Source organism: Streptosporangium sp. NPDC001559 (assembly GCF_042893955.1).
Taxonomy (GTDB): Bacteria; Actinomycetota; Actinomycetes; order Streptosporangiales; family Streptosporangiaceae; genus Streptosporangium.
In genome coordinates, this window is record NZ_JBIAVG010000006.1 from 31,347 (window position 1) to 44,882 (window position 13,536).

General features: G+C 70.2%; 13 protein-coding genes. 11 read left to right on the plus strand and 2 right to left on the minus strand.

Annotation, left to right across the window (positions count from 1 at the left end; genetic code table 11):
* Window positions 1-39 precede the first annotated feature (39 nt).
* Both ACFYY8_RS15235 and ACFYY8_RS15240 read left to right on the plus strand, forming a co-directional pair.
* Window positions 40-2,025: a S9 family peptidase gene (locus ACFYY8_RS15235; RefSeq protein ID WP_390041039.1), complete on the plus strand. Its 1,986-nt coding sequence runs from the start codon at window positions 40-42 to the stop codon at window positions 2,023-2,025.
* Window positions 2,022-2,837, plus strand: coding sequence for an inositol monophosphatase family protein (locus tag ACFYY8_RS15240; protein ID WP_390041041.1), 816 nt, complete (start codon window positions 2,022-2,024; stop codon window positions 2,835-2,837). The genes ACFYY8_RS15235 and ACFYY8_RS15240 overlap by 4 nt, the downstream gene beginning before the upstream one ends.
* A 54-nt stretch (window positions 2,838-2,891) precedes the next feature.
* Here the strand turns inward: ACFYY8_RS15240 and ACFYY8_RS15245 are convergent, their stop codons facing one another.
* Complete coding sequence (locus tag ACFYY8_RS15245) at window positions 2,892-3,059, minus strand: hypothetical protein (RefSeq protein ID WP_390041043.1); 168 nt, start codon at window positions 3,057-3,059, stop codon at window positions 2,892-2,894.
* 218 nt (window positions 3,060-3,277) lie between these two features.
* Between ACFYY8_RS15245 and ACFYY8_RS15250 the strand changes: the two genes are divergently transcribed.
* The 5 genes from ACFYY8_RS15250 (at window position 3,278) to ACFYY8_RS15270 (ending at window position 8,339) form a co-directional block, all read left to right on the plus strand.
* Window positions 3,278-3,931, plus strand: coding sequence for a response regulator transcription factor (locus ACFYY8_RS15250; protein WP_184715809.1), 654 nt, complete (start codon window positions 3,278-3,280; stop codon window positions 3,929-3,931).
* Between the two features lie 80 nt (window positions 3,932-4,011).
* Window positions 4,012-5,310 carry a sensor histidine kinase gene (locus tag ACFYY8_RS15255; protein WP_390041639.1) on the plus strand — a complete coding sequence of 433 codons (1,299 nt, stop codon included), beginning with the start codon at window positions 4,012-4,014 and terminating at the stop codon, window positions 5,308-5,310.
* Window positions 5,311-5,603: 293 nt separating this feature from the next.
* On the plus strand, window positions 5,604-5,903 hold the full coding sequence (locus ACFYY8_RS15260; protein WP_184715811.1) for a DUF4193 domain-containing protein: 300 nt from the start codon (window positions 5,604-5,606) through the stop codon (window positions 5,901-5,903).
* Between the two features lie 76 nt (window positions 5,904-5,979).
* Complete coding sequence (locus ACFYY8_RS15265) at window positions 5,980-6,912, plus strand: hypothetical protein (protein ID WP_390041045.1); 933 nt, start codon at window positions 5,980-5,982, stop codon at window positions 6,910-6,912.
* Between the two features lie 53 nt (window positions 6,913-6,965).
* A complete protein-coding gene (locus tag ACFYY8_RS15270) occupies window positions 6,966-8,339 on the plus strand; it encodes a trehalose-6-phosphate synthase (protein ID WP_352016174.1) in 1,374 nt (457 codons plus the stop codon).
* A gap of 61 nt (window positions 8,340-8,400) precedes the next feature.
* On the opposite strand, the gene ACFYY8_RS15275 is transcribed toward ACFYY8_RS15270, so the two are convergent.
* Window positions 8,401-8,697 (minus strand): DUF4235 domain-containing protein, encoded by a 297-nt coding sequence (locus ACFYY8_RS15275; RefSeq protein WP_390041047.1) that lies wholly within the window; start codon window positions 8,695-8,697, stop codon window positions 8,401-8,403.
* 129 nt (window positions 8,698-8,826) lie between these two features.
* On the opposite strand from ACFYY8_RS15275, the gene valS reads away from it, so the two are divergent.
* From valS to dut, 4 genes are all read left to right on the plus strand, one after another.
* On the plus strand, window positions 8,827-11,328 hold the full coding sequence (gene valS / locus ACFYY8_RS15280) for a valine--tRNA ligase (RefSeq protein ID WP_390041049.1): 2,502 nt from the start codon (window positions 8,827-8,829) through the stop codon (window positions 11,326-11,328).
* A 274-nt stretch (window positions 11,329-11,602) separates the two neighbouring features.
* A complete protein-coding gene (locus ACFYY8_RS15285; protein ID WP_390041051.1) occupies window positions 11,603-12,793 on the plus strand; it encodes an AI-2E family transporter in 1,191 nt (396 codons plus the stop codon).
* 11 nt (window positions 12,794-12,804) lie between these two features.
* Entirely contained in the window at window positions 12,805-13,074 is a 270-nt protein-coding gene (locus ACFYY8_RS15290) for a hypothetical protein (protein WP_390041053.1), read from the plus strand.
* Window positions 13,071-13,514 (plus strand): dUTP diphosphatase, encoded by a 444-nt coding sequence (dut, locus tag ACFYY8_RS15295; protein WP_352016169.1) that lies wholly within the window; start codon window positions 13,071-13,073, stop codon window positions 13,512-13,514. Before ACFYY8_RS15290 ends, dut begins: the two co-directional genes overlap by 4 nt.
* Window positions 13,515-13,536 lie beyond the last annotated feature (22 nt).

A 13,536-nucleotide genomic window follows, 5' to 3' on the forward strand; every position in this document is an offset into this window, starting at 1 on the left:
GGGAGTGATCGAAGAAGAGGCGCAGGGTAGGTTCCAAGCGTGACCCCATTTAGCGACATCCGCGATTATGTCGGTGTACCCCGGGTGACTTCCCTGCGGCTTTCCCCCGACGGAACTCGCCTGGTGAGCGTGGTCCAGGCACTCAATCCCGACGGAAAGTCCTACGGCACGTCCCTGTGGGAGATCCCTCTCGACGGGCGTGAGCCGTACCGGTTGACCCGGTCGGTGAAAGGCGAGACAGGAGCGGAGTTCACGGCCGGCGGCGATCTGCTCTTCTGCTCCCGCCGCCCCGACCCGACGGTCAAGGAGACCGAGGAGGGGGTCCCCGCGCTCTGGCTGCTGCCGCGCGCGGGAGGAGAGGCGAGGCAGGTCGCCTCGCGGCCCGGCGGTGTGACGGGGTTCGCCACCGCGGGCGGGAACGTGGTCTTCGGCTCCGACGTGCTGCCCGGAGACGAGGCGACCGAGGCGGAGCGGCGCAAGGCGCGCAAGGACAACGGGGTGAGCGCGATCCTGCACGAGGACCTGCTGGTGCGCCACTGGGACCACGACCTCGGGCCAGGTGAGGTCAGGCTGTTCGCCGGGGCGCTCGGGCGGGAGCGGCTGACCGGGACCAGGGATCTCACCCCGCAGCCGGGCAAGAGCCTGGCCCTCGCCTCGTGGGACCTCACCCCGGACGGCGCGACCGTCGTGACGAGCTGGACGGTCCCCCTGCCCGGCGGGGAACTCGGCTCCCACCTGGTGGCGATCGACGTGGCGGACGGCACCCGCAGGATCCTGGCCGAGCAGGACGGTCACGACCTCGGGGAACCCGTCGTCTCACCGGACGGGAGCCTGGTCGCGTGCGTGCGCGAGGTGCGGGGCTCCACGGACGTGCCCGTGGAGAGCGTCCTGTGGATCGTGGACACGGCCACGGGGGAGGGGCACGTCGCGGGCCGCTTCGAGAGCCACCTCCTGTGGCCGGTCGACTTCGTGTGGGCGCCCGACTCCCGGACGCTGTACCTGGCCGCCGACCATCGGGGGCGCCGCCCGATCTTCCGCGTCCCCGCCGACGGCTCCGAGGCGGTACGGCTCACCGCCGACGACGGCGCCTACCTGTCGCTCCAGGCCGCGCCCGACGGCTCGGTCTACGCGCTGCGCGGCGCCGTGGACAGCCCGGCCGTCCCGGTCCACGTCACCGTGGACGGCACGGTCGAGACGCTGCCCTCCCCGGCGCCCGGTCTCGAACTTCCCGGGACCCTGACCGAGGTCAGCGCGACCACCGACGACGGCGAGACCGTCAGGGCCTGGCTGGTGTTGCCCGAGGGCGCCTCGGCGCAGAGCCCGGCGCCACTCCTGCTGTGGATACACGGCGGCCCGCTGTCGAGCTGGAACGACTGGTCGTGGCGGTGGAACCCGTGGATCATGGCGCAGAACGGCTACGCGGTGCTGCTGCCCGACCCGTGCCTGTCCACCGGTTACGGCCTTGAGGCGATCCGGCGGGGTTGGGCCGACTGGGGGCCGCGCACGTACGCCGACCTGATGGCGATCACCGACGCCGCGCTCGAACTGCCCGAACTCGACGCCTCGCGGACCGCCGCGATGGGCGGTTCGTTCGGCGGTTACATGGCCAACTGGATCGCCGGGCACACCGATCGGTTCAAGGCGATCGTCACCCACGCCTCGCTGTGGAACCTGGAGCAGTTCATCGGCACGACCGACGCCGCCGTCTACTTCCAGCGCGAGTTCGGGCCCCCGGGCGGGCAGCCGTACCGGGACCTGTCGCCGCACCTGTCGCTGGAGCGGATCTCCACGCCCATGCTGGTCGTCCACGGCGACAAGGACTACCGGGTGCCGATCGGCGAGGCCCTGCGCCTGTGGTGGGACCTGCGGCGTTCTGAGGTCGAGTCGAAGTTCCTGTACTTCCCCGACGAGAACCACTGGGTGCTCAAACCGGGCAACGCCGTGGTCTGGTACGAGACCGTGCTCGCCTTCCTCGCCCAGCACGTCCTCGGCAGGGAGTGGAAGCGACCGGAGTCGCTGTCGTGACGCGCGGCGGGCCGCCGGGGGAGGACGCGCGGCTTCTCGCCCGGCTGGCCGAGGAGATCTCCAGGGAGGCGGGGGAGATGCTCCTGGCCAAGCGGCCCGCCAGGCCCGAGGTACTGGCGACCAAGTCCAGCCCGACCGACGTGGTGACCGCGCTCGACCAGGCCGCCGAGGAGCTGATCCGCGACCGGATCAGGCGGACCAGGCCGGGCGACGCGATCCTCGGTGAGGAGGGCGGCTCGACCGGCGACGGCCGGGTCCGCTGGATCGTCGACCCGATCGACGGAACCGTCAACTTCCTGTACGGCCTGCCCGAGTGGGCGGTGAGCGTCGGCGTCGAGGTGGACGGCGAGGTCGTCGCCGGGGTGGTCAACGTCGTGCCGAGGGGCGAGGTGTTCACCGCGGTCAAGGGCGAGGGCGCCTGGCTGGCCGGGGAACGGCTGCGCTGCACCACGGGCGTGCCGCTCGACCGGGCCCTGATCGCCACGGGATTCGGTTACGAGGCGGGACGGCGCGCGGTCCAGGCGCGGGTGCTCGCCCACGTGCTGCCGCGGGTGCGCGACATCCGCAGGGGCGGCTCGGCGGCCTCCGACCTGTGCTCGGTCGCCGCCGGGCGGGTCGACGGCTACTACGAGCGCGGCCCGCAGTACTGGGATCACGCGGCGGGTGGTCTCATCGCCGCGGAGGCGGGGGCTCGCATCGGCGGCCTGGGGGGCAGGCGGCCCAACCCGGACCTGACGATCTGCGCGGCGCCCGGTCTCTTCGAGGAACTGCACGACCTGCTGGCGCCGCTGGACCCGGAACGCGACGATTGACGGGCCCGGGGCACGAACAGGCCCCTCGGGCAGGGCGCCGAGGGGCCTGTTCGCTCAGCGCTGGACGGGGACGACGCCGTTGTCCGTTGCCAGACGGCGGAGATCCTCGATCTCGGCGGTGAAGGTGTCGGCGAGGTAGTGGTCGCCCGCGGTCCTGGCTTCCTGCAGATTTTTGTAAGCCTGGTCGAGGCGGTGTTCGATCGTGGTGGTGAACTCGCCCATCTCACCTTCTTTCTCACGGGGGCTGAAGGATTGGGCTGGCGGGGGACTGGGTTTGAGCTCTACCCACGCCCGCGGGATGGCTAAACCTATATGTGTCTTACATCACGGATTGTTCGTATGGTGAGACCGGCCTTACCCCCGTCTTACGCGGGGTATGGCGACAATGAAAAGTCGCTGCCGCGGGTTTCGCGGATCTTTCACGGGAGGTAGCAGAGGTCGTGCGCGTGCTTGTGGTTGAGGACGAGCGAGTGCTCGCCGACGCGATCGCCACCGGGCTCCGGCGCGAGGCCATGGCCGTCGACGTCGCCTACGACGGCGCCGGCGCGCTCGAACGGACCGGCTACGTCGACTACGACGTGATCGTCCTGGACCGGGACCTGCCCAAGGTCCACGGCGACGAGGTCTGCCGCCGCCTGGTCGCCGACAGGACCGCGTCGCGGATCCTGATGCTCACCGCCTCTGGCGACGTCGACGACAGGGTGGAGGGACTGGGACTCGGCGCCGACGACTACCTCGCCAAGCCGTTCGCCTTCGTCGAGCTCGTCGCGCGGGTGCGGGCACTCGGCCGCCGCTCGGCCCCGGCGCTGCCCCCCGTTCTGGAGCGCTCCGGGGTCCGTCTCGACCCGGGCAAGCGGCTGGTCACCAGGGACGGCGAGGAGATCGCCCTCACCAAGAAGGAGTTCGCGGTCCTTGAGGAGCTGATGCGCGCCGAGGGCGCGGTCGTCAGCCAGGAGGACCTGCTCGACAAGGCGTGGGACGAGAACATCGACCCCTTCACCAACGTGGTGCGCGTCACGATGATGACCCTGAGGAAGAAACTGGGTGAGCCTCAGGTGATCGAGACGGTGCCCGGGGTGGGATACAAGCTGTGAGCGCGGGCGAGGGCGCCAGGGAGGGCCGCTTCGCGGACGGTCCCGCCGAGGAGGCGGGGCAGGGGGTGCCGACCCACCCCATGATCAGTCCGCACTCCGAGCGGAGCGCGAGGAACGGCGGGCGCCAGGCCCCCGTGACGCCGGTCCGCGTCCAGGCGCCCCCGCCGACCGGGCCGCCCGCCTGGGACGGGCCGCCCCCGCCCGGTGACACCTCGCCCTCGCCGACCCCGCTCGAACGGCTGCACACGACGGTCAGCAGGATCAGCATCCGCTGGCGCCTCACCATCACCTACGGCGTGCTGTTCTTCATCGCCGGGGTCCTGCTGTTGTTCGTCATCTACATGATGGTCGGCTGGGCGATCGAGTCGGCGTGGCCGAGGGCGATCACCGACGACATGCCCCAGGACCTCGCGGTCCAGGTCCAGCAGTGGTGGAACTCCAACCTGCACCTGGCGGTCACCGGGGCGCGCAAGGCCCTGCTGACCAGGTCGATTCCGGCGCTGGCCGGGGTCGCCATCCTGGCGATCATCATTGGTTACCTCGTCGCGGACCGGGCGCTCAGGCCGATCCAGCAGATGACCACGACCGCGCGCAGGCTCTCCGACAGCACCCTCGCCCACGAGCGGATCGGCCTCGAAGGTCCCGACGACGAGCTCAAGGAGCTGGCCGACACCTTCGACGCCATGCTGACCAGGCTCAACGTGGCCTTCGACACCCAGCGGAGGTTCGTGGCCAACGCCTCGCACGAGCTGCGCACTCCCCTGACGATCAACCGGACCGTCCTGGAGATCGCGCTGGGCGACCCGCAGGCCTCGGAGGACCTCAAGGCGCTCGGCCGTACGCTGCTCGAGGTCAACGCGCGCAACGAGCGGCTCATCGAGGGGCTGCTGTTGCTGGCGCGCAGCGAGCGGGAGCTGAGCGTGCGCAAGCCGGTGGACGTGAAGGACGTCGCGGAGACCGCGGTCGAGCAGCTCGTCCCGCGCGCCAAGGAGGCCGGGGTCGTCGTGACCACCGAGCTGCAGAGCGCGGAGACGGTCGGCGATCCGGTGCTCCTGGAACGCTGCGTCTCCAACCTGGTCGAGAACGCCATCAAGCACAATCTCCCCGAAGAGGGACGCGTGTGGGTGCGCACGGGAATTGTTGAGGGGGCCCTCGTCGTTCAGGTGGCCAACACGGGACCGCACGTGCCCGCCTACGAGGTGAACAGCCTGTTCGAGCCGTTCCGGAGGCTCAACGCCGAACGGATCGACTCCTCCAAGGGGGCCGGGCTCGGGCTGTCCATCGTTCGCGCGGTCGTGCGTGCTCACGGGGGCAACGTGGCCGCCGTTCCCAGGGACGGAGGAGGCCTCGTGGTGACGGTGAGACTTCAGTCGCGCTGATCCGGCGGGGGGCGTCTCGTTCACGCCGTACATGTGGTTGGATGTGCCGTCGAACACGGTGGTGCATGCCGCCAATGTTGTGGTTTACGCCATATTTGGCTAACCACGCCCATTGGTGGGAGGTCCCTCACGTGTGGGGAGGTTCATCGGCCATTCCGACGGGGTACCGAAGCAGGAATCTATCTGGCGGATCGGGCACAAGTTGGGCCTCTCAAGCGTTACACACGCGCGAACGAGCGCAAACGGATCACAAGCGCGGACAGATAGATAGATGAGGGGGATGGAGCAGACCGATGGCTACCGACTACGACAGCCCACGCAAGACTGACGACGACCTCGGCGAGGACAGTCTTCAGGAACTGCAGGCCCGCCGTACCGACAAGTCCTCGGGCAGTATCGACATCGACGAGACGGACCTCGCCGAGTCGCTTGAACTGCCGGGCGCGGACCTGTCCAACGAGGAACTCTCGCTCAGGGTGATTCCTCGCCAGGCCGACGAGTTCACCTGCGCGCGGTGCTTCCTCGTGCACCACCGCAGTCAGCTCGCCACCGAGAGGAACGGCCAGCAGATCTGCAAGGAGTGCGCGGCCTGACGATGTTCCGACGGCCGTCCGAGGTCCTCCCGACGACGGGAAGGACTCCGGGACAGCCCTGAGGAGGTTCCGCGACATGACGTCAGAGAACAAACAGACCGGTGCGAAGCCGGGCGACTCCATCGCCGGGGAGTCGGCCGGCGCACCCGCGAACGAGGACCGCGCGGCGAACGGGCGGACCGAGCCCGCGGGCACGCGGGAGCACCGGCCGGGCCCGGTCGAGGGCGCCGGGGGCGCCGGGGGCACGGTCGAGGGAACAGCCGACGGGGCGAACGACCAGGAGATGGCCGAGCTCGTCGGAAAACTCATCGAGCCGGAAGGGCTCGCGGGCACCGAGCGGCGACGGCTGCTCGGCCGCCTGACCACACTCCTGGCCAGGGGATCGAGGAGGGCCAAGGCGACGGGGGTCGGCCGGGGTCGCTGGCTGGCCGAGGTGTTCACCGCCGTCGCCCCTCGCATTCCCATCCGAGATCTGGCCACCCTCTCCGAGCACCACCACGGCCTGACCTCCGAGGCCCTCGCCGACGATCTCGTGCGGACGGCCGCCAAGGCGACCATGACGGTCGGCGCCATCGGCGGCGCGCTGGCCGCGGCCGAGTTCGTCACCCCGCCCCTGCTGCTGTCCGCCCCCGCCCAGCTCGTCGCCGAGACCCTGGTGGTCGCCGCGATCGAGGTCAAGCTGCTCGCCGAGCTCCACGAGGTTTACGGGGTACGGGTTCCGGGAACCGGGGCACAGCGCGCCATGGTCTTCGTGGCCGCCTGGTCCAGGCAGCGCGGCGTCGATCCGCTGTCTCCCGCCACGGTCGGCATCGCGCTCGGCGCGGCGGCCAAGACGGCGCTGCGCAACAGGCTGCTGCGCACCCTCGGCCGCCATCTGACCACCCTCGGCCCCTTCCTCACGGGTGCCGTCGCAGGTGGGGCCCTCAACCGCGCCGCCACAAGAAGACTCGCGGCGGCGGTCAGGAGTGATCTAAGAATTAGCGGGGCGCTTCCACCCGGTAAGTCATAGAAACGCCTGAATTGGGTAGTTGTTAGGAGTAGTCCGACTACCTGGAGGATTTTGTGCAGGGCCGCAGCTCGTTTTTGATCGTCGCAAACCGCCTCCCCGTCGACCGTGTGGGTGACGACATGTGGCGGCGCAGCCCCGGCGGCCTGGTCACCGCGATCGCTCCCGTCCTTCAGCGACGTGAGGGCGCGTGGATCGGCTGGCACGGCGCCCCCGGTGAGTACCTCGACCCCTTCGAACACGACGGCATGCACCTCATCCCCGTGCCGCTGTCGGAATCGGAGGTCGAGCTCTACTACGAGGGCTTCTCTAACACCACCCTGTGGCCCCTCTACCACGACGTGGTGGCGCCTCCGGTCTACTCCCGCGTCATGTGGGAGGCGTACCGGACGGTAAACGAGCGTTTCGCCAGGGCCGCCGCGGAGGAGGCGGCCGAGAACGCGGTCGTGTGGATCCAGGACTACCAGCTGCAGCTGGTCCCGGCCCTGCTCCGCAGACTCCGACCCGACCTGCGCATCGGGTTCTTCCTGCACATCCCGTTCCCACCGGTCGAGCTGTTCTCCCAGCTGCCCTGGCGCAGGGAGATCGTCGAGGGGCTCCTCGGCGCCGACATGGTCGGCTTCCAGCGCCCCGGCGGCGCGTCGAACTTCATCCGGCTGTGCCGCCGCCTGCTCGGCCTCCAGCACCACAAGAACGAGATCTACGTCGAGGACCGGGTGGTGCGGGCCGCGGCCTTCCCCATCTCGGTCGACTTCGGGGAGCTCGACTCGCTGGTGCGCGAACCGCACATCACCGAGCGGGCCAAGGAGATCCGCGCCGAGCTCGGCGACCCCGAGTGCCTGCTGCTCGGTGTCGACCGGCTCGACTACACCAAGGGCATCGGCCAGCGCCTGAAGGCCTTCGGCGAACTCCTGTCCGAGGGTTCGATCAAACCGGGGGAGGCGGCCTTCGTGCAGATCGCGACCCCCAGCCGGGAGCGGGTCGAGGAGTACATGCGCCTGCGCGACTCGATCGAGCTCCAGGTCGGCCGGATCAACGGGGAACAGGGCGAACTCGGCCAGCAGCCGGTGCAGTACATGCACCAGTCCTACGGCCGGGAGGAGCTGGCCGCGCTCTACCTGGCGGCCGACGTGATGGTGGTCACCCCGCTGCGCGACGGCATGAACCTCGTCGCCAAGGAGTACATCGCCTGCCGCAACGACCTGCGCGGGGCCCTGGTGCTCAGCGAGTTCGCCGGGGCCGCCGACGAACTGCGGCAGGCGTTCATGGTCAACCCCTACGACGTGGACGGCCTCAAACGGACGATGCTCGCCGCGATGCGGGCCACGCCGCACGACCTGTCACGCCGGATGCGCTCACTGCGCAGGAGGGTCGCGACCTACGACGTGGATCGCTGGGCCAAGGAGTTCCTCGCCTCGCTCGAATCCTGACCCGGAACGTACGGCGCCGCGCCCCGTCCCCGCGACCGGCGGGTGGCGGGGCACGGCCGGGTCAGAGCGAGATCTCCTTGGCCGCCCCCCGCAGGGACTTCCACGCGTCGTAGCGCTTCCTGGCGGTGCGGGCGACCACGATCTGCGCCACCTGCATGCCGACCCCCATCACCACGGCGTAACCGATCGCCTCACCCAAGCTGATGTCCAGCGACTCGTTGTCCGCCGGCGGCTTCTTGCCGGTCGTCTTCTCCCAGGCGAACCCGATGACCTTACGCGCGGCCCAGGCGGTCGCCAGCCCCGCGAGGCCGCCGATGACCCGCCACGCCATATCCTGCTTCTCGGACTTGTCGGCCATGTGGCCCCCTCCCCGCTGTTTTCGCTTCGCACGAGAACACTAGTCTCCTCCGTCACGAGGGCACGCGACGCCATACCAGACGCCATACCATAGGGAGGCATGACACCACAGCGACCGCGCCATGCGCCCATGCCCGAGAAGCCTTCTCTCGACGGGCTGGAAGCCGTATGGTCGGCCCGCTGGGAGGCCGAAGGCACCTATCGCTTCGACAGGACGCGCACCCGGCCGGAGATCTACTCCATCGACACCCCGCCGCCGACCGTCTCCGGCTCCCTGCACGTCGGACACGTCTTCTCCTACACCCACACCGACACGATCGCCCGCTTCCAGCGCATGCGCGGTCGGGAGGTCTTCTATCCCATGGGGTGGGACGACAACGGCCTGCCGACCGAGCGCAGGGTGCAGAACCACTTCGGTGTGCGCTGCGATCCGTCCGTCCCCTACGACCCCGCCTTCCAGCCCCCGGCCAAGCCGGACGCCAAACGCCAGATCCCCGTCTCACGCGGCAACTTCATCGAGCTGTGCGAACGGCTCACCATCGAGGACGAGAAGGTCTTCGAGGAGCTCTGGCGCAGGCTTGGCCTGTCGGTCGACTGGTCGCTGACCTACGCGACCGTCGACGGTCTGGCGCGTGCCGCCTCCCAGCGCGCCTTCCTGCGCAACCTGGCCCGCGGTGAGGCCTACCTGTCCCAGGCTCCCACCCTGTGGGATGTGACCTTCCGCACGGCCGTCGCCCAGGCCGAGCTTGAGGACAGGCCGTGGCCCGGGGCCTTCCACCGTGTCGCCTTCACCCCGGCCGGGGAGACGGGGGAGCGCGTCTGGGTCGAGACGACCCGGCCCGAGCTGCTGCCCGCCTGCGTCGCGCTGGTCGCCCATCCCGACGACGAGCGCTACCGTCCGCTGTTCGGCACCACGGTCACCACGCCGCTGTTCGGCGTCGAGGTGCCGGTGCTCGCCCACCGCCTGGCCGAACCGGACAAGGGCTCGGGCATCGCCATGATCTGCACCTTCGGCGACGTCACCGACGTCGTCTGGTGGCGTGAGCTTGACCTGCCGACCCGGGCCGTCGTCGGCAGGGACGGCAGGCTGCTGCCCGAGGCGCCCCCCGGCGTGCCCGCCGAGCCGTACGGCGAGCTGGCGGGCAGGACCGTGCACGGCGCCCGCGAGCGGATCGTCGAGTTGCTGCGCGCCCGGGGTGACATGGAGGGCGAGCCCAGGCCGGTCAACCGCCCGGTGAAGTTCTACGAGAAGGGCGACCGGCCGCTGGAGATCGTCACCACCCGGCAGTGGTACATCCGCAACGGCGGGCGGGACCAGACCCTCAGGAAGGCGCTGCTGGCCCGTGGCGAGGAGCTGTCCTGGCATCCGCCGCACATGAAGGTCCGCTACGACAACTGGGTCGAGGGCCTGTCCGGCGACTGGCTGATCTCCAGGCAGCGTTTCTTCGGCGTGCCGATCCCGCTGTGGTACCCGCTGGACGAGGCGGGGGAGCCCGACCTCTCCTCGCCGATCGTGCCGCCGGAGTCGGCGCTGCCGATGGACCCCGCCTCCGACGCGCCGCCCGGATACACCGAGGAACAGCGTGGCAGGCCGGGCGGCTTCGTCGGCGACCCGGACGTCATGGACACCTGGGCGACCTCCTCGCTCACCCCGCAGATCGCGGGTGGCTGGGAGCGCGACGAGGACCTGTTCGCGCGGGTCTTCCCGATGGACCTGCGCCCGCAGGCCCACGAGATCATCCGCACCTGGCTGTTCTCGACCGTGGTCAGGGCGCACCTGGAGGAGGGCACCCTGCCCTGGCGCGACATCGCGATCTCCGGATGGATCCTCGACCCCGACCGCAAGAAGATGTCCAAGTCGGCGGGAAACGTGGTCACCCCGCTCGGGCTGCTCGAACAGCACGGCTCCGACGCGGTCCGCTACTGGGCGGCCTGCGGGCGGCCCGGCACGGACACCACCTTCGACACGGGCCAGATCAAGATCGGCCGCAGGCTGGCGATCAAGATCCTGAACGCCTCCAGGTTCGTGCTGGGGCTCGGGAAGGACGGCGGCGAGGTCACCGAGCCGATCGACCTGTCGATGCTGGCCAGGCTCGCCGAGGTGGTCGAGGAGGCGACGAGGGCCTTCGAGGCCTACGACTACGCCCGCGCGCTCGAAAGGACCGAACGGTTCTTCTGGGAGTTCTGCGACGACTACCTGGAACTGGTCAAGCTCAGGGCCTACGGGGACGACCCGGCGGCCGGGTCGGCGCACGCCGCGCTGCGCCGGGCGCTGGACGTCATGCTCAGGCTGTTCGCCCCGTTCCTGCCCTTCGTCACCGAGGAGGTCTGGTCCTGGTGGCGTGAGGGCTCGGTGCACCGCGCCTCCTGGCCTCAGGCGCACGGCCTGGCCGAGCGGGAGGGGGACAGGAGGCTGCTCCCCGCGGTGGCCGGGGTCCTCCACCACATCCGCAAGGCCAAGTCGGACGCCAAACTGTCGATGCGCGCCGAGGTCACCCGGCTGACCGTCACCGGAGGTCCCGCGGGCCTGGTGCGCCAGGCGCAGGACGACCTGTGCGGCGCGGGCGTCGTCGAGGAGTTCGTGCTCACGGAGGGCGAGGGCGACCTGCTGGTCGAGGTCGCCCTCGTCTGAGTCCCCGGCCGCACGCGAATCTTCCCTTGCCGTCCTGGGCGCCTGCCGTACGGTCGAGACACGAGCAGGTGAGGAGGAGGACATGATCCCGGGTTGCGGCAACTGTGACTGTTATCTCGACGACAGGGTGATCACCCGGCCGCCGGGAGAGCGTTGATCCACCCGCCGTGGGGCCCGCCGGGCCCCACGGCCTTCTTACGGTCCGGTGCCGTGGTTTTGCGTGTTGGGCCGATAACCATGCGCGTCACAGGCCGTGGCATGACAGTCTGGAAGGGTGATCTCCGATCGGGAACGCCTGACGAACCTCGTGCCGCGCACCTTGCTGCGAGTGGCGGTCTGGTGCCTCTGCCTGATCGTCATCGGCTGGGCGGTCTTCTACTTCGCGCAGTTCATCGCGACACTGCACATCGTGGTCCTGCCGGTGGCCATCGCGCTGCTGCTGACCGCGCTGCTGTTCCCGGTGACCCGAAGACTCAGGGCGGTCGGCGTCCGCCCCATATACGCCACCTGGATCACGATGCTGGTGGCCTTCGGGGTGCTGGGCGGCACGGGCTGGTTCATCGGCCTGCGGGCCAACGACGAGTTCCCCGGCCTGGTCGACCAGGTGCGCGCCACCTCCAAGACCGTCGAGCAGTGGCTCTACACCGGCCCCCTGCACCTGCAGCCCAACCAGCTGACCTCCTGGATCGACGAGATCACCACCCAGATCACCGCGCAACGCAACCAGATCACCCAGACCGTGCTCACCGGCGCGACGGTCGCCTTCGAGGTGCTCGCCTCCATCGTGCTGCTGATGTTCGTCACCTTCTTCCTGTTGAAGGACGGCGACCGCATCTGGAGCTGGTTCCTGAAGGGCTTCGGCTCGGCGGCGCCCCGGGTGGACAAGGCGGGCCGTACGGCCTGGGTGACCCTGTCGCACTACGTGCAGGGCACCGTGGCGGTGGCCGCCGTGCACGGCGTGGTCATGGGCATCGTGCTCGCCGGGATGGGCGTGCCGCTCTGGGCTCCGCTCGCGGTGATGATCTTCCTGGCCAGTTTCATCCCGATCGTCGGCATCTTCTTCGCCGGAGGCGTCGCGACCCTGGTCACCCTGGGGGCGAAGGGGCCGATCTACGCTCTGATCTTCCTCGGCATCCTGATCGTCGAGCAGCAGCTGGAGAACCACGTCCTGCAGCCGCTGATCGTCGGCAGGGCGCTGAGCTTCCACCCGCTGGCGATCATCCTGGTGCTGGCCGTCGGCGGCATCCTGGCGGGCATCGCCGGGGCGGCGGTCGCGGTCCCGGTCGCCGCCGTCATCTACCGGGCGATCCCCGAGCTCATGGCCGACCCCCCGATCGCCCTGCCCGCCGCGCCGGAACACCCCCCACCGGGGGACGAGCCGGGAGATGAGCCGGAGGGCGCCGAGACGGCGGCTCCGGGGCCGGACTCCGCCGTGAATGAGGAGTCCGCCCAGCACAACGGGTAACGTTCTCCTCCGTGACCCGTTCCACCTCGTGCTCCGCTCTCGCACACGGCGGCCCGTCGCCGTCCACGCGTGCCAGGTGTGCCTCCGGCGCGGGCCGGAAGGCGTACGGTGAGGCTGAGGGACGTCGCGGCGGTCCGTACGGCCCGGCCGCCACGCGCGTCGTCGCGTCCCGCATCGGCGAGCGCGCCGGCCGGAACGCCGGCGCGGACGGGGAGCGCTCCGCCCGCGCCGACGGCCGGGCGGCCACCGACGAGCACCACGATGACGAGGGGAACCCGTGACCGGCAAAGTCGAGGTGTTGATCCACCGGCTCGACACCGATCTGCCCATGCCGTCGTACGCCCATCCCGGTGACGCGGGAGCCGATCTGCGCGCCGTCGAGGACGTCGAGCTGCTTCCGGGTGAGCGGGTCACGGTCGGCACCGGTGTGGCGATCGCCCTGCCCGACGGATACGCCGCGTTCGTGCATCCGCGTTCGGGCCTGGCCGCCAGGCACGGGGTGACGCTCGTGAACGCGCCCGGCACCGTGGACGCGGGCTATCGGGGTGAGATCAGGGTGACGCTGATCAACACCGACACCAAGGAGGCCGTACGGCTGCGCAGGGGAGACCGCATCGCGCAGCTCGTCGTCCAGCGGGTGGAGAAGGCGGTGTTCTACGAGGTGGACCGGCTGCCCGGTTCGGCGCGGGGCGCCGGCGGGTTCGGGTCCACCGGACGCTGATGCGGGGCGGGGCCCGGGTGAC

Bases quoted from the DNA above. Each gene is read 5' to 3' on its own strand.
- ACFYY8_RS15245 (WP_390041043.1), bottom strand. From the start codon at position 3,059: ATGGGCGAGTTCACCACCACGATCGAACACCGCCTCGACCAGGCTTAC.
- ACFYY8_RS15255 (WP_390041639.1), top strand. From the start codon at position 4,012: ATGATCAGTCCGCACTCCGAGCGGAGCGCGAGGAACGGCGGGCGCCAG.
- ACFYY8_RS15260 (WP_184715811.1), top strand. From the start codon at position 5,604: ATGGCTACCGACTACGACAGCCCACGCAAGACTGACGACGACCTCGGC.
- ACFYY8_RS15265 (WP_390041045.1), top strand. From the start codon at position 5,980: ATGACGTCAGAGAACAAACAGACCGGTGCGAAGCCGGGCGACTCCATC.
- ACFYY8_RS15275 (WP_390041047.1), bottom strand. From the start codon at position 8,697: ATGGCCGACAAGTCCGAGAAGCAGGATATGGCGTGGCGGGTCATCGGC.
- valS (WP_390041049.1), top strand. From the start codon at position 8,827: ATGCCCGAGAAGCCTTCTCTCGACGGGCTGGAAGCCGTATGGTCGGCC.